The organism is Micromonospora sp. IBSANI012 (genome assembly GCF_052814045.1).
On the sequence record NZ_CP199933.1, the window covers coordinates 4,642,635 to 4,666,080 of the forward strand.

Consider the following 23,446-nt stretch of genomic DNA (forward strand, 5'->3'; position numbering starts at 1 on the left):
GGCGACCCGGTGCCTACCAGATCAAGGCGACGGCCTCAGCGCAGGTAGATGTCCGGCGTGGGCGGGGTGCCCATGCCGTCGCCGATGGCTTTCCCGCCTGCAACGGCCGCCGCTCGCCCCTTGCCCGCGCCGGATCGGTTTGGTCGACTCGTCGGATGGCTGAGCACATGGACCCGGACGAGTTCCGCCGCGCCGGGTACGCGGTGGTGGACTGGATCGCCGACTACTGGACGACGCTCGGGAAGCGTCCGGTCACCTCGCAGGACCCGCCCGGCGCGGTGGCGGCGGCGCTGCCCGCGAGCCCGCCCGAGCACGGCGAGCCGGTCGAGGCCCTGCTCGCCGACCTGGACACCCTGATCACTCCCCGGCTGACCCACTGGCAGCACCCCGGGTTCTTCGGCTACTTCCCGGCCAACACCTCCGGCCCCAGCGTGCTCGGCGACCTGGTCAGCTCCGGGCTCGGCGTGCAGGGCATGCTCTGGGCCACCGGCCCGGCCTGCACCGAGCTGGAGACGGTGATGCTGGACTGGCTCGCCGGGATCATGGACCTGCCGGAACGGTTCCGCTCCACCGGCCCGGGCGGCGGCGTGATCCAGGACTCGGCCTCCTCGGCCACGCTGGTCGCCACCCTCGGGGCGCTGCACCGGGCCAGCGGCGGCCGGTGGCGCGCGGTGGGCATCGACCGCCGGTACCGGGCGTACACCTCCACGCAGGGGCACTCCTCCATCGAGAAGGCGGCGCGGATCGCCGGGCTGGGCGAGGACGGGGTCCGCCCGATCGAGGTGGATCCGGAGACGCTGGCGATGCGCCCGACGGCGCTGCGGGCGGCGATCGAGGCCGACCGGGCCGCCGGGGACGTACCGGCGATCGTGGTGGCCACCATCGGGACGACCTCCACCACCGCCGTGGACCCGCTGGCCGAGATCGGCGCGATCTGCGCCGAGTACGGCGTCTGGCTGCACGTCGACGCCGCGTACGCGGGGGCGGCAGCGGTCTGCCCGGAGCTGCGCTGGTCGCACGCCGGGCTGGAGCACGCCGATTCGTACTGCTTCGACCCGCACAAGTGGCTGCTCACCGGCTTCGACTGCGACGCGTTCTGGGTGGCCGACCGGGGCGAGCTGATCGAGGCGTTGACGGTGATGCCGGAGTTCCTGCGCAACGCCGCCACGGAGTCCGGCGCGGTGATCGACTACCGGGACTGGCAGGTGCCGCTGGGACGGCGCTTCCGGGCGCTGAAGCTCTGGTTCGTGCTGCGCTGGTACGGCGTCGAGGGGCTGCGGGCGCACATCCGCACGGGCGTCGCGCTGGCCGACCGGTTCGCCCGCCGGGTGGCGGCCGACGACCGGTTCGACCTCGCCGCGCCGCACCCGTTCTCGCTGGTCTGCTTCCGGCTGCGGGCCGGCGACGAGGCGAGCGCCGCGCTGCTGGAGCGGGTCAACGGCACCGGGCGGGTGCACCTGACGCACACCCGGGTCGGCGGGCGGTACACGCTGCGCCTGGCGGTCGGCTCGCCATTGACCGCCGAGGAGCACGTCGACGAGGCGTGGGAGCTGCTGGCGTCCGCGGCGAGCGACGTGCTCGCCGGCTGACTCCGCCGGCCCGCCGGCACCCCCCGTCGTCGCCCGCCGTCGCCGGGGCCGGATCACCGCGCGAGCGTGATACCTCGGAGGTATTTCGATACCTCTGAGGTATCACGCTCATCGTCGTGTCGCCCCTCCCGACCTCACACCGCGTCACCGCCCCGGGCAGGCAACGGGGTGTGGGCTTACGGCGTACCCGTGGGTGGTCAGCGGTCGGCGGCGGCGAGCCGGGGCACGGCCTCGACCGGCGCGACGGCCGCCTTCTCCCCGGCCTTGGCCGGCGCGGTCACCGCCCGGGCGGTCGGCCCGGTCGCGGGTTGGGCGGTCGCGGACAGCGCGGCGTCGACGGTGGTCCGGGCCCGGCGGGTACGGCGCAGCGCGCGCACCGCCAGCGCCAGCGCGACCGCCCAGCCGACGGCGAGCAGCGCGTATACCGCCGGGCGGGCGGCGCCGCCCAGCTCGCCGGCGCGCATCAGGGTGCGGGCGTTGGTCAGCACGATCACGCCGCCGATGGTCGCGCCGAGCAGTTGGGCCGGGGCGATGCGCACCAGCCAGGCGGCGACCGGCGCGGCGATCAGGCCGCCGACCAGCAACGCGCCCACAGTGGGCAGCAGGAAGCCCTGGCTGCCCAGGCCGATCAGGAAGCCGATGCTGGCCGCGCCGGCGACCACGAACTCGGCGGTGTCGACGGAGCCGATCACCTTGCGTGGCTCCAGCCGGCCGGAGACCAGCAGCGCGGGCGTGGCCACCGGGCCCCATCCCCCGCCGCCGGTGGCGTCGACGAAGCCGGCGACCAGGCCGAGCGGGCCGAGGAACCGGCCGCGCAGCCCACCGGCGCCGGCCCGCGGACGCAGCGGCCGGGAGAAGCGGACCAGCAGGTACGCGCCGAGCACGAAGAGGATGCCCGCCATCCACGGCGCGGCCGACTCGGTGGAGATGGCGCTGAGGACGGTGGCCCCGGCGAAGGCGCCGAGTGCGCCGGGGACGGCGATCCGGGCGACCACCCGCCAGTCGACGTTGCCGAAACGCCAGTGCGCGACACCGGCGGCGAGCGTGGTACCGATCTCGGCCAGGTGCACCGAGGCGGAGGCGGCGGCCGGGGCGACGCCGGCGAAGAGCAGCAGGGTGGACGAGGTCAACCCGTACGCCATGCCGAGCGCCCCGTCGACGAGCTGGGCGGCCAGCCCGACCAGGGCGAGGACCAGAAGCTTGCGCACGCGCGCCCCTCCGAACTTTTCGGCATCTCCTATCGACTTGGTCGACAATGCGGCACGACGGGGGCTTGGTCAAGCCCCCTATCGGTGGGTGGGACGGCCTCGGACGGTGCGGCCGGCTCAGCTCCAGGCGCGGGGGTCGGCGGCCAGCTCGGTGATCCGGCCCGGCAGCTCCCCGGCGGCCACGTCGGCGATGCTCACCTGTTCCAGGATCTCCCGCTCGCTGGCCCGCAGCGCGATCCAGACCTCCTGCAACGCCCGGGCCGCGCCGTGGTAGCCCAAGTCCTCGGGGCGCTGCCCGCGCACGTGGGCCAGCGGCCCGTCGATGACCCGGATCACCTCGGCCAGGGAGATCTCCGCGGCCGGTCGGGCCAGCCAGTAGCCGCCCTCGGGCCCGCGCTGGGCGTGCACGATGCCGCCCCGGCGCAGCTGGAGCAGGATGCTCTCCAGGAACTTCGGTGGGATCTCCTGGGCCCGGGCGATCTGCTCGGCGGTGACCGGCCGGGACCGCCCCACATTCGCGCCGTCGGCGACCGAGGCCAGCTCGGCGGCGGCACGGAGGGCATAGTCGACCCGGGCGGAGAGGCGCATGACCGCAAGGTTAGTCGGCAGGTCAGCCGCCCGGCCTGCCGCCCCTCACCTTTTTGATCACTCGCCGACGCGGCGGAGCAGGCCCTCCTGCACGGCGCTGGCGATGTGCCGGCCGTCGGTGGTGAACATCCGGCCGGTGGCCAGCCCACGGGCGCCGGAGGCCGACGGGCTCCAGCAGTCGTAGAGGAACCACTCGTCGGCCCGGAACGACCGGTGGAACCACAGCGCGTGGTCGAGGCTCGCTCCGACCACGCCGCCCGGGCCCCAGACCTCGCCGTGCACCGAGAGCACCGAGTCCAGCAGGGTCAGGTCGGAGGCGTACGTCAGGGCGCACGCGTGCAGCAGCGGGTCGTCCGGCAGCTTGCCGTCGATGCGCATCCAGACCCGCTGGTACGGGTCGGCGGGGCGGTCGCCGGGGCGTACCCAGCCGGGCTCGCCGACGTAGCGGACGTCTATCGGGCGCGGGATCTGCCCCCAGATGCCGAGCCGCTCGGGATAGCGGGAGAGCCGGTCGGTCATGGTGGGCACGTCTTCCGGCCCGGGCACGTCCGGCGGGGTGGGGGCCTGGTGGTCCAGGCCCTCCTCCTGCCGCTGGAAGGAGGCCGACATGAAGAAGATCGGCTTGCCGTGCTGGAGGGCGACCGAGCGGCGCACCGAGAAGGAGCGGCCGTCTCGGACGTTCTCCACCTGGTACTCGATCGGCTCCACCGGGTCGCCCGGGCGCACGAAGTAGCCGTGCAGCGAGTGCACGAAGCGTTCCGGGTCGACGGTACGACCGGCGGCCACCAGGGCCTGGCCGGCGACCTGCCCGCCGTACACCCGCTGCGGGCCGACCGGCGGGCTCATCCCCCGGAAGGTCATCTCGCCGGTGTTGTCGAGGTCGAGGACCTCCAGCAACTGGTCGACCGCGGCCTGTCCGGCCACCTGGCGCTCGGTCACTGCAGGGCCCGCGCGGAGGCCGCGTCGACCAGCGAGCCGAGCTGGTGCACCCGCAGGGTGTTGGTGGAGCCGGGGGTGCCGGGCGGGCTGCCCGCCACGATCACCACGTAGTCGCCGGGGTTGGCCCGGTTGAGGCCGAGCAGCGCCTGGTCGACCTGGCGGAACATGTCGTCGGTGTGCTCGACGAACGGCATCAGGAAGGTCTCCACGCCCCAGCAGAGCGCGAGCTGGTTGCGCACCTCGGGCACCGGGGTGAAGGCCAGCAGCGGCAGGTCGCAGTGCAGCCGGGAGAGCCGCTTGACGGTGTCGCCGGTCTGCGAGAAGGCGACCAGCGCCTTGGCGCCGATGGCCCGGGCGATCGAGGAGGCCGCGACGGTGAGCGCGCCGCCGTGGGTACGCGGGTCGTGCTGGAGTCGGGGCACCCCGATCGAGCCGGACTCGGTGGTGGTGATGATCTTCGCCATGGTGCTGACGGTGAGCACCGGGTACTTGCCGACGCTGGTCTCGCCGGAGAGCATCACCGCGTCCGCGCCGTCGAGCACCGCGTTGGCGACGTCGGAGGCCTCGGCGCGGGTCGGGCGGGAATTTTCGATCATGGAGTCGAGCATCTGGGTGGCCACGATGACCGGCTTGGCGTTCTCCCGGCAGAGCTGCACGGCGCGCTTCTGCACCAGCGGCACCTGGTCCAGCGGGAGCTCGACGCCCAGGTCGCCGCGGGCGACCATGACGCCGTCGAAGGCCAGCACGATCGCCTCGAGATGGTCCACCGCCTCGGGCTTCTCGACCTTGGCCAGCACCGGGCGGTGCACGCCCTCCTCGGCCATGATCCCGTGCACGAGCTTGATGTCGTCGGCCGAGCGGACGAAGGAGAGCGCGATCAGGTCGACCCCCAGGCCGAGGGCGAAGCGCAGGTCCTCCGCGTCCTTCTCGGACATGGCCGGGACGCTGACCGCCACGTTGGGCAGCGAGACGCCCTTGTTGTTGGAGACCGGGCCGCCCTCGGTGACCAGGACGCGGATGTCGTTGCCGGTGACGTCGCTGACCTCGACGGCGACCCGGCCGTCGTCGATCAGCAGCCGGTCGCCCGGCTTCACCTCCTGCGGCAGCTTGCGGTAGGTGCAGGAGACCCGCTCCTTGGTGCCCACCATGTCGTCGCCGGTGATCACGACGGAGTCGCCGGTGCGCCACTCGTGCGGGCCGTCGGCGAACCGGCCGAGGCGGATCTTGGGGCCCTGGAGGTCGGCCAGGATGGCGACCGGGTGCCCGGCGGCGTCGGCCGCCTCCCGCACCAGCCGGTACACCGACTCGTGGTCGGCGTGACTGCCGTGGCTGAAGTTCAGCCTTGCCACGTTCATGCCCGCCTCGACGAGCCCCCGGATCCGCTCCGGTGACGAGGTGGCAGGGCCAAGAGTGCAGACGATCTTCGCGCGGCGTGTCACGCCCATCAGGCTAGTCTCTCCTCCGGGTCGGCCGGCGGGCCGACCCCTTTCGGACTGCGGAACAGTTGTCCACCGACGCGACCGCGCAGGGCGCGTGGCCGGCGGGCGCGCAGCCGCACCGGGGGACGTCGTTAGTGGCGGGCATCGGCGACCGCGCGCCGGGAATCGTACCGCCCGCCCGCATCCGTCGCCGGAGGCGCTCCCACGCCCGCGACGGCCGCCCGCCGCGCCACCGCTCACCCACCGCCGGTGGTCGCCGGCAGCGTGGGTACGGCGGAGAAGACCGCCGTCGGGTCGTACCGGTGCCGGGCTCGGCGCAGCCGGGCCCAGTTGTCGCCGTACGCCAGCCGGACCCGGTCGGTCTCCTCGGGCGCGAGCAGGTTCGGGTAGCCGCCGGGCAGGGCAAGCGGGGCGAGCGCGGCGCTGGTGCGCTCGCCCCAGTCGCGGTGCGCTCCGGGCTCGTCGCCCGGTCGGCGGCGGCGCGGGAGAGGTCGGGGGTGGCGGCGGAGGTCATCGGGGCTCCTCGGCCCGGTCCGGCGGCGCCCGGCGCGCCCGCCCCGGCCAGGGCCCTCCCAGTGGACACCCGCGCGGCGGCCCGCGCCGTCACCCCGGCGACAGTCGGTCAGCCCTGCGTCTTGACCAGCGGGAACTCCAGCGAGCCGGCCGGGCAGAGGAAGGTCAGCACGTCCACCTGGTAGAGCCCGGCCTGCACGGCCGGGTCGGCCTCCATCACGCTGCGCACGTCGTCGACCGAGCCCGTGCGGGCCAGGCCGATGCCGATCGGCGGGGCCGGCTCCCGGGCGGGGCCGTCGATCGACCCGGAGACCAGCACGATCCCCCGGCGCTGCAACGCCTGCATGTGCTCGAAGTGCTCGGCCTGCAACCGCTGCACGGTCTCGCTGGGCAGGGCCCGACCGGCCGGCCCCGGATAGATCACGATGCACTCGTACGTGTCGAGCGCGAAGTCCAGCTGCGGCATACCCGTCATGGCGCCCCCTCCCGCGCTGCCGGCGTCGACACCGCGCCGGCCTCCCCGACTCGGCACAGCGTCGCACGCTGCGGCGGGCCGCAGCGGCCGCTCGGGCCAACTGCCCCGTGGGAGCATCCAGTTGCCGACCGGCTGGGTCGTTCGTCCGCGGTCTTCGCTCCGACGACGACCAGGCGCTGGTGGTGATCCGGCACGTCGGTTGAGGCACCGGGTCACCGCGCCGGCCGCCACTCGCGCCGGCGAGCGATCGCGGGCGAGCCACGGGATCCCTGGCTAAATTTGCCGGTGACGACGACGCACAGGAGGACGACCGATGCCGACCAGCGCCAGCACTCAGCCCGCGAAGGCCTCGGGCACCTACCGGATCGGGGGCGACCTCCAGGTCGACCGACTCGGTTACGGGGCCATGCAGCTCACCGGCCCCGGTGTCTGGGGTGACCCGAAGGACCCGGCGGAGGCGGTCCGGGTGCTGCGGCGGGCGTACGAGCTCGGGGTGACGTTCATCGACACCGCCGACTCGTATGGGCCGTTCGTCTCCGAGCTGCTGATCCGGGAGGCGCTGCACCCGTACGCCGACGACCTGGTCATCGCGACCAAGGCCGGGCTGACCCGCTCCGGACCGGGCGACTGGCGCCCGGTGGGCCGCCCGGAGTACCTGCGCCAGCAGTGCGAGCTGAGTCTGCGCCACCTCGGCCTGGACTGCATTCCGCTCTACCAGCTGCACCGGATCGACCCACAGGTGCCGCTGGCCGACCAGCTCGGCGAGCTGGCGCTGCTCAAGCAGGAGGGCAAGATCCGCCATATCGGCCTGTCCGAGGTGACCGTCGAGCAGATCGAGGCGGCGCGCCAGATCACACCGATCGTCTCGGTGCAGAACCTCTACAACCTGGCGGACCGCAGCGCCGAGGACGTCCTCGACCACTGCGAAGGCAACGACCTGGCGTTCATCCCGTGGTTCCCGATCGCCACCGGCAACCTGGCGAAGCCGGGCGGTCCGCTGGACGCGATCTCCACCGAGCACGGCGCGACGCTCGCGCAGCTCGCGCTCGCCTGGCTGTTGCGCCGGTCGCCGGTCATGGTTCCCATTCCGGGTACGTCGTCGGTGGACCATCTGGTGGAGAACGTGGCCGCCGCCGAGGTCCAGCTCACCGACGACGAGTACGAGGCGCTGGCGAAGGCGGCCTGACCGCACCCGGGCGGACGGGGTGCTCCCGTCCGCCCGTGGCGTCTTCACAGGGCGAAGCAGTTGGGCCGGACGGCCGCGTCGGTGAGCACCTGCCGGACCACGGTGTAGGTGGTCCCGTCCAGGATCAGGCTGAGGTGACCGACCAGCCGCAGCGGGCACCAGCTCTGGATCAGCACGTTGTTCGCGCCGTCCGACAGCGCGGCGTTGCCGATCGGCCAGACCAGCTCGTCCTGCCAGGTCCGCACGGTCGCCCAGCGGATGGCGCCCGGGGTGTCGTCCCCGCCGTTGAGGGCGGTGAGCAGGTCGGAGCCGATGGACATCTGCTGGCAGGCGACGATGCCGGCGCAGCTGCCGAGGCCGATGAACTTGAGGATGTTGGCGGCATAGGTGCCCTGCTGGGGGCTGCCCAGGCTCACGTACCGGCCGACGACGTCGGCGCCGCCGAGGAACTTGACGTACCAGCGGGAGACCAGGCCACCCTCGGAGTGGGCGACCAGGTCCACCTTGGTCGCGCCGGTGCTGGCGCGGACCTGGTCGACGTACGTCTTGAAGGCGCGGGCGGACTCGCGGATGTCGCCGAAGCCCAGCCCGGGAATCTGGAAGATGGAGACCCGGAAGCCGTCGGCGCGCAACCGGGCGGCGATCGGCTCGTACGCAATGGAGACGCCGATCAGGCCGCCGACCACGATGACCGGGTTGGCGTTCGCGTTCACGGCGGCGGCGGTGGACGTGGTTGCGGCGCCGGCGGCGGTGGCGCTGGCGGTGGGGGTGGTGCGTTCGGGGGCGGCCGCGGCGGCGGTGGCGGGGACGAGCAGTGCGGCGACGGCGGTGGTGGCGGCGAGGATCGTTCGGAGCAGCATGGCTGCACCTCCGGTGGGAGGTTCCCGGGGAGCCGGGACGGCGGGTGGGGGGATCCGATCGATCGGTGGGACGATGATGCGGGTCACAATTCACACACGTCAATGGCAAGTTACGCGCCGGTAACCTGATGTCGCACGGGAGGTGTCTTCCGGCAAAGCGGGCGAACCACGACGGGGCCGACCGCGAACGCGGTCGGCCCCGGTCGGGTCCCTGGTCAGGCGGTCGGGCCGGTCTCCCCGTCCGCCGCCTCGCGCAGCGCCCGGGTGGCCTGGTCGAGCAGCTTGGTGGGATCGGTCCGGCCGTTCACCTGGATCTCCGCCTCGGCGTCGCCGACCTGGATGCGGATGCTCACCTCGGTGCGCTGCTGGTCCACCCAGGACTGCACCAGGTTGAACAGGCCGGGCAGCAGTCCCTGGGCCACCACCGCGATGATCACCGCGTCGCTGAAGCCGGGCCGGCCGCCCTGGCCGGCGGCGTCGCGCACCGCGGCGCGGAACTCCGGCCGGCGGTGGATCCAGGCCAGCAGCGGCACCCGGGGCGGCCGGGCGGTACGCGGGGTCAGCACCATCCGCACGGGTCGCCCCGGCCGGGTGGACGGCTCGGTCATGTCGGGCTCTCCCTCAGTTGCCGCCGGGCCGGAACGTCAGCTTGCCGTCCACCACGGACAGCAGGCCGACCACCTGGATCTCCTCGTCCTCGGTGAACGGCGTGGTGCCGAAGAAGCCGGTGGTAGTGCCGGTCGCCTGGGCCGACCCGCGGCCCTCGAACGGCGTCGACACCTGCGCCGAGGTCGGGCCGGTCAGGGTCAGCTCGACCGTCGGGTACCGGGTGATCTTCCAGGCGATCTTCTTCACCGTCTCCCCGGTGTAGTACCGGAACGGGCACCCCGGCGGCGCGGCCACCGTCTGCGCCGCGCAGGCGTCCAGGTACGCCTTGACGCTCTCCTCCGCCGTGGCCTGGGCCGCCGGCGCCAGCGTCGGCGTCAGGTCCGGGCTCGCCGCGCTCTCCTGACCGGGCAGGACGTAGACGACCTGCGACGGGGTCTCGCTGAGGGCGTTGCGCTGGCCGCCGACGGTGTACGCCCCGGGCAGCAGCGCCAGCGCGACGCCCTCGGGAGCCGCCGGCGCGGGTTGGCCGTTGACGGTCAGGCCCGCCGCGCCGGGCAGGCTGAGCCGCGCGGGTGGCGCGGCGATCTGCCACCGGTGGAACAGCCCGAGGGTCGCCGACTCGTCCCGGCGCAGCGGCAGCTCGGCGCTCAGCTTCTGCCCGGCCAGGGTGTAGGCGACCTTGGCGACCGCCTCGTCGCCGTCGCGCTCGACCGACGTGACGTCCACATCGGTCGGCGGCTGGTAGCCCTCCCCGCCGACGATCCGGGCCAGCTGCTCGCCGTCGCCCGCCGCCGCCCTGGCGTCCGGGGTCAGCGCCGCCAGGGCGGCCCGGCCGTCCCCGTCGTCCAGCGCCGAGAAGTAGGCGTCCACCGCCGCCTGCGGGCGGAACAGCAGCCACTGCGCCGTGGTGAGCGCGCCGCCGCCGAGGCAGCCGATCAGCGCCAGCGCGCCGACCAGCACCCAGGCGCGCCGGGAGCCGACCGGCCCCGGCCGTCCGAACAGCTCCTCGGTGCCCACCCGGGCGGGGCTCCCGTCGGCGGCCGTCGCCTCGTCGGCGGTGGCCGGCGTGAGCCGCTCGAGCCGGTCGAGCCGCAGCTCGGACGGCGGGTGGGTGGCGCAGACCGCCTCGTCCCACCCGCTGCGGCCGGTCTCGAAGGACCGACGCCGTTCCAGCATCGACCGCATGCCGGCCGCGTGGCCGGCGAGGACCGCCCCGGCGTCGGCCCGGTACTCGGCGGCCCGGACGTCGCGGCGGTGAGACGGCAGCACCACGAACCGCATGGTCAGCAGCACCGGCCAGAAGACGATGAAGACCAGCAGGTCGGTGGCCGGGTGCGGGAACCGGCGCATCAGCCAGGTCGGCACGGCATGGACCAGCACCAGCGGCAGCCCGACGCCCCGGACGAACGCGCTGGTCACCTCGTCACCGGTACGCCAGTGCACCAGCTCGTGGCTGAGCAGCGCCGCGACGTCCTCGTCCGGCTCGTCGAGCAGGCTGGTGGTCACCACGATGTGCCGGGCGTAGGCCCGGGCGTTGGTGAGCACCGGGTCGTCCTCGATCAGCAGCCGGGACACGCTCGGCAGGCCGAGCCGGGCGGCGCACCCGGACAGGATCGGTCGCAGTCGCTCCGCCTCCCGCCGGCTGAGCTGACGCGCGCCGGAGACGCCCAGCAGCCACGGCTCCAGCAGCACCCGGCCGAGGGTGTAGACCAGGCCGACCAGGGCGGCGGCCACCACCATCCCGACCAGGCCGGTGAACAGGTTCGCCGGCTCGTCGAAGGCGTCCCGCCAGGGCAGCACCAGCACGACCAGGAAGCCGGCCAGGAAGCCGACCGCGGCGCCGGCGAAGCCGCCGACCACGCCGCCGGACCGGTTGAGGAAGGCGTCGAGCAGGGGGCCGACCAGGGGCGCGTCGCGCACCACCGACGGCAGGGCGTCGCCGGACTGGGTGCCCCCGGCGGCCAGCCCGAGCACGCCCAGCGCGAGCCCGCCCCACACCGCGGCCAGCAGCGCCAGCGGTACGTAGAACCAGGTGGCCAGGAAGCTGCCGAGCACGCCCCGCCAGTCGCGCAGGATGCCGGCGCGCAGCCACACCAGCGCGTTCGGGTACCCCGGCGGCCGGTCGGCGAGGCGCCGGTCGAGTCCGCCCGGTCCGGCCGGGCGCGGCTCGGTCGGCTGCTCGACCGCGGGTCTCACCTGCGGGTCAACGTCCGGGTCGCTCACGGGAGACTCCTCGACGACAGACGCCACCACCCGGGACGGCGAAGGGGCGCACGTTCCACGGGCACGGCGCATCGGACGGCGGCCGGGCCGACCGTCGACGGTATGTGCGCGGGCAGGAATGCGGTGCCGAATCGATCAGTGGATTTCGACGTCGGAGGACATTACCCGTCGCGAATGGACATCGCCACCACTGAACCCAACCCGGCCCGCTCGCGACAGCACGCCGTGGTGGCCCGATCCCCCGCCCCACCAGGGCGTTCGCCGCTCCCCGCCCGAGTCGGGGCGACGTCGACCGATGCGGGAATAGGGGTTGGCGGCGGCCGTCGGCGAATTGGCCGGGAAACCACGGCTGATTGGTCGCGAACCCACCAGGATATGCAAAGGAGCGCGGGCGGCACCGCCCCTGTTCCGGATCAGTTATCCGACACCGGGGCGCGCCATTGCGCCGCCGGGCGGGGCCGGGTCAGCTGCCCAGCGCGCGTACCTTGGCGATCGTCTCCTGGACCTGCTGGGTGGCCGGGCCGGCACCCTGGGCCGCCTGGGTCAGCGCCTGCCGGTAGGCGTCCAGCATCCCGATCAGCGGTCCGGCCGCGACCCCTTCCAGGGCACCGGCGACCAGTTCCCGCGCCTCGGCGGCGTCCTGCGCCGCGGCGGCGGTCTTGGCCTTCGCCTCGTCCAGCTTCTGCGCCGCCGCCGCCAGCCTGGCGATGACCTGTGCTGCGCTCACGCGCCCTCCCCTGGTCGTTCCGCGTCGATCGGCGCGGCCACCGGCGTCGACCACAATGGAGGGTACGAGATGCCACGCCCTCCAGCGGTCACGCGACGACGTGGCGGTCGTCGGCTACCGCTCGGCGACGAACACGCCGAGTCCGTGCACACCCTGCACCCAGCCCTGCGTCTGCAGCACGAGGATCGCCTGTCGGACCACGGTGGTCGACACGCCGTGCTGCGCCGTGAGCTGCGCGGTCGAGGGCAGGCGATCGCCTGGCGACAACTCCCCTGACTCGATCTGGCTCCGAATGTGGTCCGCGAGCTGTTCCCACTTGGGTTTGACGGGCATCTGTTCTCCCAGGTCTGCACCGCCATTCGATCACGCTCCACTTGATGTGACAAGTAACGTGATGTCGTCCTTGCTTTCCGTGACTAGTTGTGTAAGGTTCGAACCGACCGGCTCCCAGGTCTGCAAACCGGAGTTGGTCCTTCCCCACCGCGCAGAGCGCCCGGCCGGCCGATCCCCCTGGACGGCCGGGCGTGCCGCGGCCTGCCCGCCGGCAGCGCCCAGGCTGAAGCGAACCCCACCAAGGAGACGCCACCGGACGGGAGTACTCGATGCACGACCAACCCGAAGAGAACCGCTCGACGAACGGGGACGAGGACGGGGCGGGTGGAACACCATGGGTGTCAAACGGCTCCGGTGACACCCATGGTGTTCCGCCGACCGGCCGCGCCCGTCCTGCACCCGTGGACCGGGACGACCGGGCGGGGCGACCGGGCGACGAGCAGCCAGCCGGGCGGCTCGGCCGTCCGGAGCCGCTGGTGTCGGCGCAGGACGTCGAGGACGCCGACGACATCCTCTTCGCCCATCCCCCACGGGTGGTCACCCGGTGGCTCTGCGGCTGCGGCGAGGACTACCCCTGTCCCGACGTCCGCTTCGCCCGGCTGGTCAGGGCCGCCCGAGCCACCGACACCGGCGTCGACGACAGCCGGTGAATGCCAGCGACCTGCGCAGGTACGCGGCCGAGCAGGCTGTCGACGCGCGGCGGACCATCTCCGCGCACCGCACGGAGGCGTACACCGGGGTGTGCCGGAGTTGCGGGCGGCCCGGGCCGTGCGACGAGCAGCGGGCGGCGCGGACCCGGCTGGCGCACCACGACGGCACGCTGAACGCCCTGCGCGCGCGGGCCGGGCGACGTCAGCGCAGGAAACGGACCAGCAGCAGGCTGGCGCAGTACGCGGTCGGCACCAGCGCGACGCAGATGACGAACCCGAGCGGGACGAACCGCGGCGGCTCCACGGTGGCCAGGGCGGGCCGCCCCCAGCGGCCGAGGATCAGCCAGCCAGCGGCGAAGGAGAGCACCGGCAGCCCGGCGCAGATCCAGGCGCCCAGGGTGAAGCCGCTGACCAGCCCCACGCCGGAGGCGACCACCAGGACCAGCATGAGCAGCACGCCCGCGGCAGCGCAGGCGACGTAGACGGCCACCGCCCGGGCCGCCGGGGACCAGGTCGGCAGCAGCTCCGGCCGGGCGGCGAGGGCCTCGGCCTCCCGGGTCCGCAGGTCGGCCTCGTCGACCAGCCGGCGGGCCTCCTCCAGCACGAGGCCCGGGTCGGCGTCGGGGTCGACAGCGGCGGTGGCGACCGGGGGGTCGGTGACGGCGTCCGGCCCGTCCGGAGCGGCCACGGTGGCCGGCGGGAGACCGATCGCCGCGCCGAGCTGGTCCAGCCGCTGGCCCTGGGCGGCGAGCCGCTGGCCGACCTGGGCCACCCCGGCGTGCAGCCGCCGCCGGCGTTCCGCCTCGGCGGCGGCGCCCCGCTCGCCCTCGCGCACCTGCACGGAGAGCTGGCGCACCGCGGCGGCGTACTCGTCAAAGGTGGACACTCAGCGCTCCTCGTCCTCGGGCCGGTACCCGGGGCGGACGAACGGCACGATCAGTGCGGTCCGCTGCGCGTGCCGGTCCACCAGCAGCGCCCGGTCGGCCCGTGGGGTGTACGCCAGGTCGGTGACGCCGAGGTGCAGGCCGAGGTCGGCGCCGGGCACGTTGAGCGCCACCAGGCAGGCCACGTCGTCGCGGTTCTGCGAGCCGCCGAGGTCGTCGGCGAGCCGGCGCAACCCGCGCCACCAGCCGAGCAGGTGCACCCCGTGGCCGGGGCCCTGGCGCAGCAGCACCCGCAGGTCGTCGTGGCCGGAGCGGAAGGTCTCCGGGTCGGTCCGGGCGAGGGTGGCGCCGGCCGCGTCCACCCCGAAGACCACCAGGTACGTCCGGCCCCGCTGCCCCGCATCGGCGGCCAGCTCGCCGATCCGCCCGCGCAGCCCCGCCGCGTCGACCACGGTGACCGGGTGCCCGGCCGCCTTGATCCCGGCGGCGGTCTCGTCGGCCAGTTCGTCGGCGGCCTCGACCAGCGGCGCGAGCACGAACTCCGCCTCGCCCGGGGCGTGCTGGCGGGCCAGGCTCAGCGCGGCGGCCCGCAGCACGTGCGCCCCGGTCGCCGCGGTGCCCACCACGGCCAGGTGCCGCCCGGGGCCGGCGTCCAGGGCGAACCGGGCGGGGCTGCCCGCCACGTCGACCGTCCGGCCGACCAGCGCCGACGGGCGGCGCGCGCCGGGCCGCAGCGCGGCGGCGGCCGGCTCGTCCTCCAGGTGCGCCGGCTCGTAGCCGCGGAAGACCGCGGGCGGTGGCCAGCCCTCCGGCCGGTCGTCCCAGAGTTCGTAGCGCAGCCGGGCGACCTGCCGGGCGTCGGCGTGCGCGTCGGGGAAGCGGACCAGCAGGTCCGCCCCGGGCGCGCCGGCGGCGGTGTTGACCACGGCAGTGCCGACCGTGCCGGCGGTGACGGTCGCGGCGCGGGGACCGAGCACGGCCTCGCCGCCGGGCAGCGCCACCCGCAGCGCGAACTGCCCGAAGAGCGTCTCGGCGCGGCCGTAGAGGGCCTCGACGCCGGTGGTGCTCTGGCTGGCCAGCACCAGGTGCACGCCGTACGAGCGACCCTTGCGGGCCAGTTCCTCCAGCAGGTCGACGGCCTCCCGGGCCAGCCGGTCGTTGCCGGCGAGCAGCACGTGGAACTCGTCCACCACGGTCACGATCCGGGGCACCGCCGCGTCCGCCGGCAGGTCGGCGAGCTTGGTGATCCCGTGCCGCTTGAACTCCTCGGCCCGGCGGCCCAACTCCCGGCGCAGCTCGCGGAGCACGGCGAGGCCGTACTCGCGGTCGGACTCGACCCCGACGGTGCGGGCGTGCGGCAGGAACGACGGGTCCCGTTCGGTGGGCACGAACTCGGTGAAGCTGACGCCCTCCTTGAAGTCGAGCAGCCAGAGCTGAAGGTCGGCCGGGGAGTAGCGGGCGGCCAGTCCATAGAGGACGTCGACGAGGAAGACGGTCTTGCCGGCGCCGGTGCGCCCGCCGACCAGCCAGTGCGGGGTGGCGTCGTCGAAGGCGAGGGTGACCGGCTCCCGCCCGGCCCGGCCCACCACCGTGCGCAGCCCGGCCCGCGCGGACTCCGTCCAGCGCCGCTCGGGCAGCAGGTCCGCGATGTGCAGCGCCGCGTCGCGCCGCACGGCCGCGGCCAGCCGCCCGGCGAGCGAGCGTACGGCCTCCTGCGGCGGGTCGCCGTCGAGCAGCACGGGTACGGCCAGTCCGTTGCCGTCGTCGCCGAACGGGTACCCGGGCGGGTCGCCGACCCAGGCGTACCGCTCGTCGAGCCGCAGCGTGGTGGTGGCGCCCAGCGGTGGGGCCTGCCCGGGCGGCGCCACCGGGTGGCCGGCGAGCAGCACGCAGACCGCGGCGGCGGGTCCGGCGTGGGTGAGCGCGGCGAGCCGGGCCAGCTCGCGCGGGGCCGGCGCCGAGGCGGCCACCACCAGCAGCAGCTCGTGGTCGTCGCGGTCGGCCTGCTGGGCGGCGCGGGCGTGTGCCTCGGCGGCGTCGAGCAGCGCGCCGATCTCGGCCTCGGTGGTGGCGGTCGCGCCGAGCACGCCGGCGTCGCGCAGCGACCGCAGCGGCAGGAAGGTGGCGCCCAGCGCGGCCGGGTCGATGCCGACCACCCGGACGGCGCCGGGCGGGGCGGTGGCGAGCAGCCGCAGCACCAGCACCCGCAGCAGCACCGCCACCCGGGGGTCGCGGGCGTCGGCGCTGACCGCCAGGTGCCGGCCGGCGCCCAGCGGCAGCAGCAGCGGGAACCGGCCGTCGGCGGTGGTGGCGTCGCCGACGCGTACCGGCGCGGGTTCGCCGGCCGGGCGGGTCGCCGGTGCGGTGGGGGCGGTCAGCGCGGCGGCGAGGCGGCCGAGTCGGGCGACGAGGTCGACGGTGCGTTCCGGCACGGGCTGCCCGGCCAGCCGGTCGAGCAGCGCCCGGGCCCGGGTCCACCGGTCACGGGCCCGCCGGTGGGCGGTGACCGCCTGGCCGTACGCCGACGCGAGCCTGCCCACCGTCTGCTCCCCCACCACGTCCGTCCGGTCGAGGGAACCCTAACGGAGCCGGGCCGGGGACGCACCAGGCGTCGCGTCCGAGCCGTTGGTCCACTGTTCACCTGCCGGTCCGCCGCCGCGCCGCCCGGTGTTCCGCCGGTCCGGATTGCCTGCTGGCGGACGACATGGTGAAAGAACTGGAAGGTGACGACGTGACCTCCTCCCCCATCTCCCGCCGCAACCTGCTGCGCAGCGGCGCGGCCGGCGGCCTCGGCATCGTGGTGGCCGGCAGCCTGGAGGCGATCGCCGGACCGGCCGCCGCTCAGGCCGCCTGCCGCCCGGCCGTCGGCTACGGCGAGCTGGTCCCGGACCCGGCCGGCCTGCTGGCGCTGCCGCCCGGCTTCTCGTACACGATCGTGGCGCAGGCCGGCAGCACGCTGCTGGAGAGCGGCCACTTGACGCCCAGCGACGCCGACGGCACCGGCTGCTTCCGGTCCCCCACCGGGTCGGTGCTGGTGAACAACCACGAGATCGGCGGCAGCGAGCCGTACCCGGTGCCGGCGCTGCCCGGCCTCACCTACGACCCGGGCGCCCGGGGCGGCACCACCACCATCGAGGTGGACGCCGCGGGCCGGCGGCTGCGCGAGTACGTCAGCGTGGCCGGCACCCACAACAACTGCGCCGGCGGGATCACCCCGTGGGGCACCTGGCTGACCTGCGAGGAGACCGAGCAGCGGGCCGGTGGGAAGTTCCTCAAGGACCACGGGTACGTCTTCGAGGTGGACCCGCACGACCGGGAGCAGAACCTCGACCCGGTGCCGCTGACGTTCCTCGGCCGCTACTCGCACGAGGCGGTGGCGGTCGACCCGTACACCCACTCGATCTTCCTCACCGAGGACGCGGGCGGGCCGAACGGCCTGTACTTCCGGTGGACGCCGCCGTCGGGCTTCCGGGGCGGCAAGGGTGCGCTGCGCGCCCTGGCCCTGCGCCCGGACGGCGGCACCGCCGGCGAGCTGCAGGCGATGAACTGCTTCCAGGGCGACCGGCACATCGCCGACCTGTCCGAGGCGACCACCCCGGGCACGCGGTACAAGGTGCAGTGGGTGGACGTGCCGGACCGGGACGCGAAGACCGTCTCGGTGCGCAAGCAGTTCACCGACGAGCAGGTGACCCGCAGCCGCAAGCTGGAGGGCGCCTGGTGGGCCGACGGCGGCGCCTACTTCGTCGCCAGCTTCGCCCGGCTCGACGACGGCAGCGTCAACGAGCACGACGGCCAGGTCTGGTTCTACGACCCGCGCTCGGAGACGGTCACCCTGAAGACCATCTTCGGGGTCAACCCGGACCCGTCGGTCGAGGGCGGCTACGACGGCCCGGACAACATCACCGTCTCGCCCTACGGCGGGGTGATCCTGGCCGAGGACGGCGAGGGGCTCTCCCACCTGGTCGGGGTGACGGCGCAGGGCAAGGCGTACCCGCTGGCCCGCAACGAGCTCAACGACAGCGAGTTCACCGGCCCGACGTTCAGCCCGGACGGCACGCTGCTCTTCGCCAACATCCAGTCCCCCGGCTACGTCTTCGCCATCACCGGGCCGTGGGGGCGGCCGAGCAACGCCGCCCCGGCCTGATCCCGGCGGCGGGTGCGGCCGGCGTCCCCGACCGGGACGCCGGCCGCTCGGGCGCGTCGGTCAGTTGAGCACCGCGTTCAGCGCCGGCAGGTAGCCGTACCGGTAGCCGGCGGCGTTCGGGTGGTACGCCTCGATGACCCCGGAGACGTCCCGGATCCACGGGTCGGCGGCGCAGACCCCGTGACCGGCGAAGAAGGGACGGGTGTCGGCGAAGGTGGCGCCGGCCGCGCGGGCCCGGTCGGCGATGACCGTGGCGAGCAGGTCGGCGGCCTCGTTGAGGATGGTGCGCTTGTACGTGCTCATGGCCAGCAGCCCGCAGTAGTTGGTCTCGAACAGCCGCGGGTAGCCGAGGACGACGAGCCGGGCGTTGGAGGCCCGGTTGCGGATGGCGGCGTAGGTGGCGTCGAGCCGGCCGGGCAGCGTCGAGGTCGCGAAGCTCTTGGATTCGTTGACCGCGTTCACGCAACTGGTGGTGCTGCCGAACCGGCAGCTGGTGATCACGTCGGCGAAGCCGGCGTCGTTGCCGCCGATGGTGACGGTGACCAGCGTGGTGCTGGTGCTCAGCGAGTTGACCTGGCTGTTGATCACGTCGGCGGTGACCGCGCCGCCGCAGGCCGGGAACCGGAAGCTGGTCACCGCGTTGGCGGCGGCCCAGAGCGGGGCGTACGACTTCTCGCTGCGCAGGCAGGTGGAGAGGTCGTACGGGCCGGCGCCGACCCCGGAGGAGTAGGAGTCGCCGAGGGCGACGTAGTTGACGGTGGCCGCCTGGGCGGTGCCGGGGACGAGCACGACGCCGAGGACGGTGGCGAGCAGGGCGACCAGCGCGGTGACGGCGCGGGCCAGGGCGCGGTGGGGCATCACGGACCTCCACTGAGCAGGGGTGGTGGGATCCTCGTGACCGCGCGCTGGTCAGGGGTCTGGGCCTTGTTACTAGTCGGTAATGCTATCGAAACATTTAGATCAAGTGAACAGCTGATCTCACCGCGCGGGGCGGACACGTTCACAAACGTCGATTAGGTTGATCCTGCGAACACCCCGACGGAGGGAGTCCACCTCGTGCGACGTGTTTTCACGGCGGCCATCGCCGCCCTGACCGTCACCACCGCCGGCACCCTGGTGACCGGCACCCCCGGCCAGGCCGCCCTACCGGGTTGGGGCCGGCCGGTCCCGGTCGCCGCCGCACCGGCGCCCGGCAGCCCGGGCCTGGGCGACAGCTACTTCCCCGACTACGGCAACGGCGGGTACGACGTCAGCCACTACGACGTCCGCCTGCGCTACGAGCCGGCCACCGACCGGCTCACCGGCACCACCACCATCCTGGCGACGGCCACCCAGGACCTGTCCCGCTTCAACCTCGACTTCCTGCTCGACGTGGAGTCCGTCCGGGTCAACGGCTGGTCCGCCGCCTACACCCGCGAGGGCACCCATGAGCTGGTGGTCACCGCGCCGCGCGCCATCGTGAAGGGCCAACTGCTCACCATCGTGGTCAAGTACTCCGGCGTGCCGTCGGAGACCCTGGTCAGCGGCTACACCGGTTGGACCCGGACCGACGACGGCGCGCTGGCGGTCAACGAGCCCGAGTCGGCCTGGTGGTGGTTCCCGGCCAACGACCACCCGCTGGACAAGGCGACCTTCGACATCTCGGTGTCGGTGCCCGCCGGGGTCGAGGTGGTCAGCAACGGCGTGCAGCCGCGTCCCCCGCTGGCCGAGCCCGGCAACCGGATGCGGTGGGGCTGGCGCAGCACCAAGCCCGCCGCCACCTACCTGGCGTTCCTGGCGATCGGCCAGTACGACATCGTCACCGACACCGCGCCGAACGGGCAGCCGGTGATCAACGCGTACAGCACCACGCTGGGCGAGCGCGGGCCGGCCGCGCGGGCCAGCATCGAGCGGACCGCCGAGATCGTCGACTGGGAGAGCGGCATCTTCGGGCCGTACCCGTTCGAGGCCCAGGGCGGCGTCGCCGGGCCGACCGACGGCATCGGCTTCGCACTGGAGACCCAGACCCGCCCGGTGTACGGGCCGGGCTTCTGGCGCCGCGGCGCGAACACCTACGTGGTGGTGCACGAGAACGCTCACCAGTGGTTCGGCGACTCGGTCTCCGTCGCGCAGTGGCGGGACATCTGGCTCAACGAGGGCTTCGCCTCGTACGCCGAGTGGCTCTGGTCGGAGGAGCAGGGCGAGGGCACCGCGCAGGAGCTCTTCGACTTCACCTACGCCGCCTACCCAGAGGACTCCGGGTTCTGGCAGGTGCTGCCGGGCGACCCGGGTGCCGACCGGGTCTTCGACGACGCGGTCTACGACCGGGGCGCGATGGCGCTGCACCAGCTCCGGCTGGCCGTCGGCGACGAGGCGTTCTTCGAGATCCTGCCGGCCTGGACCGCCGAGCACCGGTACGGCAACGGCTCCGTGGCCCAGTTCCAGGCCCTCGCGGAGCGGATCTCCGGACTGGATCTGGACGAGGTCTTCACCACCTGGCTGTTCACCGCCGGCCGTCCGGAACTGGCCACGGCCGCCCGCGCGACGGCTGCGGCCGCCCCGGCACAGCCGAAGTCGTGGACAAAGATCCGCGAGGCGCACCAGCTCCTGCGGCGCTGAGCCCGGCCCGGCCGGGTGCCCGCTCCCCTTCCGGGGGCCGGGTACCCGGCCGGTGCGCGGTCCCGGCGGCGACGCCTTCCGAGGCGGGCGCAGTTTCCGCGAACGCCCGGGGCGCAGACGTCCGCGGGACGCTACCGACCTGACGACGTAGACGACTCACACCGCTAGGCGCAGACCGCCCACGCGAAGCTACCGACCTGATGACGTAGACGACTCACACCCGCCCGGGCGGGGTCAGGCCGCCGGCGTCGACACCGGCGGCGCGGTCGGCGCGTCGGTGCCGGCCTCGATCGCCCGGATGTGCCGGTAGGCGAACCAGAGCGGTGGGAAGGCGCCGACCGCGAAGGAGAGGTCGACCAGCGTCCAGAACCACGGGATGTCCCGGATCGGCCCGCAGATCAGCGCCAGCGGCACGATCCCGGCGCAGGCGATCATGCCGAGCTGCACCACCCAGACGTTGCGCACCGGATCCCGCAGCGGTCCCCAGAAGGCCACCGCCAGCACCAGGTGGGCGAAGGCGAGCCAGTCGGTGCCGTAGAGCATGAACGGGTAGCGGTCGCCGGTTTCCACCAGCCCGGTGTGCACCCGCTCGATCCAGCCGACCAGCGCCGGCAGGTCGCCGGCGAGCGGGTCGAGCGCGCGCAGCAGCCAGCGCACCTCGATCTCCAGCGGGAACGCGGTCGCTCCACTGAGGACGAGACCCACCAGCACGATCCACAGCCACCGGCGGATCCGCCGCAGCCGCTCCTCGGTATCCATGGCCGGAGCGTAACGATGATCTTCGCGCCGCTCGGTCCCGTGGACGCCTGATCCACCGACGAACCTCATGACCTCGCTCACCCGCAACCGGTCCCGGCCACGCCCCGGAGGCCGGCGGCGCTCCCGCCCATGCCCTGCCCCGGCGTCGAGCCGCCTCAGGGCAGGCAGTCGGCCGGGGGCACCTCGATCAGGGCCGCGCCGCCGGCCGACCCGGGGCGACGGCGGGACCGGGCCGGCGCCCCGCCGGCGCAGTCGGCTGCGGCCCGGACCAGTCGGCTGGACGGCAGCCGCCCCGCCCCCGGCCGGCGCACCGTTGCCGGGTACCAGCCGGGCGGCGGGCTCCCCGCCGGGCGGGGCGTCGTGGCCGGGCGGGCGGTCGCCACGGGCCGGGTCGCGGGCCGGGCGACGCGGGTGGCGATGGCGGCGACCCGGCGGGCCGGGCGGCGCACCACGGGCGCGGCCAGCACCAGGGTGACCCGGCGACGCAGCCGGCGGTCGCGCAGCCCGTCGAGGGCGACGCCCGCGGCGGCCGTGGCGACGGCGGTCACCGCGCCGGCCAGCACCAGGGTCTGCCGGGGGCCGGCGTGCTCGGAGAGCCAACCGAGCAGGGGCGCGCCGACCGCCGCGGAGACCGAGCCGGTGACCGCCAGGGCGGCCAGCACCCGACCGCGCATGGCGTAGTCGGTGTCGAGCTGGGCGCGGGCGCCGACCGTGGTGTCGATGACCACCGCCGCCGCGGCCACCGGGAGGATCACCGCGGCGAAGCTGACCGTGCCGGGAGCCAGCCCGGCGGCGATCTGCAACACGCTGGCCAGCAGGCCGGCGCAGATCAGCAGCCCGTAGCTCAGCTCGCGGCGGCGGGCCGCCACCAGCGCGCCCAGCACCGTGCCGACCGCGAAGACGGTGGAGAGCACGCCGTAGCCCGACGCCCCGGCGGCCAGCGGGCCGTCACTCATCGCCGCCATGGTCACCTGGTAGTTGCGGCCCAGGCTGCCCAGCACGAACGACAGCGCCAACGCGACCAGCACCACCGGCTGGCGCAGCAGGTAGCGGAAGCCGGCCCGGATGCCGCCGTCCGCCGGCGCCGCATCGGCCGCCGCCGGCTCGCCGCTGTGCCGCTCCCCCTCGCGTACGGCGAACAGGGCGCCGACCACCGCGACGAAGCTGGCCGCGTTGACGGCGAAGAGCAGTGCGGGACCGACGGCGGCGACCACGACGGCGCCGGCGCTCATGCCGAGGATGCGGCCGGCGGAGTTGGTCAGCGAGCCGAGCGCGAGGGCGTTGCCGAGGCCCTCCCGGTCGACCAGCGTCGAGGACCAGCGGCCCGACACCGGCCCCTCGATCGCCGACACCGCCCCGGTCGCCAGCGCGATCGCGTAGATCGCCGGGAGGCCGCCGGCGCCGGTGACGGCGACCACCGCCAGTCCCGCGGCGAGCAGAGCGTGTACCGCCTGGGCGGCGATCAGCAACGGCTTCGCCCGCAGCCGGTCGGCCAGCGCCCCGCCCCAGACGCTGAGCAACAGCGTCGGCAGGGCCTGGAGCAGGACGGTCAGCCCCATCGAGGTCGCCGAGCGGGTCTGCTCGAGCACGTACCAGTTGACGCCGAGCACCTGCATCCAGGTCCCGATCACCGACACGAAGCCGGCACCGGCCCAGATCCGGTAGTTGCGGTGACGCAGTGCGGCGAACGTGCTCCCGAGGGCCACGAGGGCCTCCCCGTCC

The 23,446-nt window shown here is 74.4% G+C and carries 21 protein-coding genes; 5 read left to right on the forward strand and 16 right to left on the reverse strand.

Annotated elements, in window-relative coordinates:
- Positions 1-155: 155 nt before the first annotated feature.
- Positions 156-1,589: a pyridoxal-dependent decarboxylase gene (locus ACTWM8_RS21355; protein WP_446210587.1), complete on the forward strand. Its 1,434-nt coding sequence runs from the start codon at positions 156-158 to the stop codon at positions 1,587-1,589.
- Positions 1,590-1,786: 197 nt separating this feature from the next.
- Here ACTWM8_RS21355 and ACTWM8_RS21360 read toward each other — a convergent pair whose 3' ends face one another.
- The 6 genes from ACTWM8_RS21360 to ACTWM8_RS21385 form a co-directional block, all read right to left on the reverse strand.
- Positions 1,787-2,797 carry a sulfite exporter TauE/SafE family protein gene (locus ACTWM8_RS21360; RefSeq protein ID WP_446210588.1) on the reverse strand — a complete coding sequence of 337 codons (1,011 nt, stop codon included), beginning with the start codon at positions 2,795-2,797 and terminating at the stop codon, positions 1,787-1,789.
- A gap of 117 nt (positions 2,798-2,914) precedes the next feature.
- A complete protein-coding gene (locus tag ACTWM8_RS21365; protein ID WP_446210589.1) occupies positions 2,915-3,385 on the reverse strand; it encodes an RrF2 family transcriptional regulator in 471 nt (156 codons plus the stop codon).
- A 57-nt stretch (positions 3,386-3,442) separates the two neighbouring features.
- Positions 3,443-4,324: an acyl-CoA thioesterase gene (locus ACTWM8_RS21370; protein ID WP_446210590.1), complete on the reverse strand. Its 882-nt coding sequence runs from the start codon at positions 4,322-4,324 to the stop codon at positions 3,443-3,445.
- Positions 4,321-5,769 (reverse strand): pyruvate kinase, encoded by a 1,449-nt coding sequence (pyk, locus tag ACTWM8_RS21375; protein ID WP_446210591.1) that lies wholly within the window; start codon positions 5,767-5,769, stop codon positions 4,321-4,323. Before pyk ends, ACTWM8_RS21370 begins: the two co-directional genes overlap by 4 nt.
- 230 nt (positions 5,770-5,999) lie before the next feature.
- Complete coding sequence (locus ACTWM8_RS21380; protein WP_446214622.1) at positions 6,000-6,434, reverse strand: BBE domain-containing protein; 435 nt, start codon at positions 6,432-6,434, stop codon at positions 6,000-6,002.
- Positions 6,386-6,751 carry a YciI family protein gene (locus tag ACTWM8_RS21385; RefSeq protein WP_446210592.1) on the reverse strand — a complete coding sequence of 122 codons (366 nt, stop codon included), beginning with the start codon at positions 6,749-6,751 and terminating at the stop codon, positions 6,386-6,388. Before ACTWM8_RS21385 ends, ACTWM8_RS21380 begins: the two co-directional genes overlap by 49 nt.
- Positions 6,752-7,064: 313 nt before the next feature.
- Here ACTWM8_RS21385 and ACTWM8_RS21390 point away from each other — a divergent pair, with 313 nt between their 5' ends.
- Positions 7,065-7,937 carry an aldo/keto reductase gene (locus ACTWM8_RS21390; protein WP_446210593.1) on the forward strand — a complete coding sequence of 291 codons (873 nt, stop codon included), beginning with the start codon at positions 7,065-7,067 and terminating at the stop codon, positions 7,935-7,937.
- 44 nt (positions 7,938-7,981) lie between these two features.
- Here ACTWM8_RS21390 and ACTWM8_RS21395 read toward each other — a convergent pair whose 3' ends face one another.
- From ACTWM8_RS21395 to ACTWM8_RS21415, 5 genes are all read right to left on the reverse strand, one after another.
- Positions 7,982-8,797, reverse strand: a complete 816-nt coding sequence (locus ACTWM8_RS21395; RefSeq protein WP_446210594.1) for a lipase family alpha/beta hydrolase — start codon at positions 8,795-8,797, stop codon at positions 7,982-7,984.
- Between the two features lie 215 nt (positions 8,798-9,012).
- The gene (locus ACTWM8_RS21400; protein WP_446210595.1) at positions 9,013-9,405 is read right to left on the reverse strand and encodes an effector-associated constant component EACC1; all 393 of its coding nucleotides are present in this window, start codon (positions 9,403-9,405) and stop codon (positions 9,013-9,015) included.
- 13 nt (positions 9,406-9,418) lie between these two features.
- Entirely contained in the window at positions 9,419-11,629 is a 2,211-nt protein-coding gene (locus ACTWM8_RS21405) for a M48 family metalloprotease (RefSeq protein WP_446210596.1), read from the reverse strand.
- Positions 11,630-12,092: 463 nt separating this feature from the next.
- Positions 12,093-12,356, reverse strand: coding sequence for a DUF6244 family protein (locus ACTWM8_RS21410; protein ID WP_154943759.1), 264 nt, complete (start codon positions 12,354-12,356; stop codon positions 12,093-12,095).
- Positions 12,357-12,470: 114 nt separating this feature from the next.
- On the reverse strand, positions 12,471-12,689 hold the full coding sequence (locus ACTWM8_RS21415) for a winged helix-turn-helix domain-containing protein (RefSeq protein WP_446210597.1): 219 nt from the start codon (positions 12,687-12,689) through the stop codon (positions 12,471-12,473).
- Positions 12,690-13,090: 401 nt separating this feature from the next.
- Between ACTWM8_RS21415 and ACTWM8_RS21420 the strand changes: the two genes are divergently transcribed.
- Positions 13,091-13,339 (forward strand): hypothetical protein, encoded by a 249-nt coding sequence (locus ACTWM8_RS21420; protein WP_446210598.1) that lies wholly within the window; start codon positions 13,091-13,093, stop codon positions 13,337-13,339.
- A 202-nt stretch (positions 13,340-13,541) separates the two neighbouring features.
- Here the strand turns inward: ACTWM8_RS21420 and ACTWM8_RS21425 are convergent, their stop codons facing one another.
- Both ACTWM8_RS21425 and ACTWM8_RS21430 read right to left on the reverse strand, forming a co-directional pair.
- On the reverse strand, positions 13,542-14,225 hold the full coding sequence (locus ACTWM8_RS21425) for a hypothetical protein (protein ID WP_446210599.1): 684 nt from the start codon (positions 14,223-14,225) through the stop codon (positions 13,542-13,544).
- Positions 14,226-16,763, reverse strand: a complete 2,538-nt coding sequence (locus ACTWM8_RS21430) for an FtsK/SpoIIIE domain-containing protein (RefSeq protein ID WP_446210600.1) — start codon at positions 16,761-16,763, stop codon at positions 14,226-14,228. It abuts the gene before it with no gap.
- Positions 16,764-16,954: 191 nt separating this feature from the next.
- On the opposite strand from ACTWM8_RS21430, the gene ACTWM8_RS21435 reads away from it, so the two are divergent.
- Complete coding sequence (locus tag ACTWM8_RS21435) at positions 16,955-18,367, forward strand: alkaline phosphatase PhoX (protein WP_446210601.1); 1,413 nt, start codon at positions 16,955-16,957, stop codon at positions 18,365-18,367.
- Positions 18,368-18,427: 60 nt separating this feature from the next.
- Here the strand turns inward: ACTWM8_RS21435 and ACTWM8_RS21440 are convergent, their stop codons facing one another.
- Positions 18,428-19,225 (reverse strand): SGNH/GDSL hydrolase family protein, encoded by a 798-nt coding sequence (locus ACTWM8_RS21440; protein WP_446210602.1) that lies wholly within the window; start codon positions 19,223-19,225, stop codon positions 18,428-18,430.
- Between the two features lie 198 nt (positions 19,226-19,423).
- Between ACTWM8_RS21440 and ACTWM8_RS21445 the strand changes: the two genes are divergently transcribed.
- A complete protein-coding gene (locus ACTWM8_RS21445) occupies positions 19,424-20,965 on the forward strand; it encodes a M1 family metallopeptidase (protein ID WP_446210603.1) in 1,542 nt (513 codons plus the stop codon).
- 234 nt (positions 20,966-21,199) lie between these two features.
- Here the strand turns inward: ACTWM8_RS21445 and ACTWM8_RS21450 are convergent, their stop codons facing one another.
- Entirely contained in the window at positions 21,200-21,724 is a 525-nt protein-coding gene (locus tag ACTWM8_RS21450) for a hypothetical protein (RefSeq protein WP_446210604.1), read from the reverse strand.
- A 155-nt stretch (positions 21,725-21,879) separates the two neighbouring features.
- Entirely contained in the window at positions 21,880-23,430 is a 1,551-nt protein-coding gene (locus ACTWM8_RS21455; protein ID WP_446210605.1) for an MFS transporter, read from the reverse strand.
- Between the last annotated feature and the right edge of the window lie 16 nt (positions 23,431-23,446).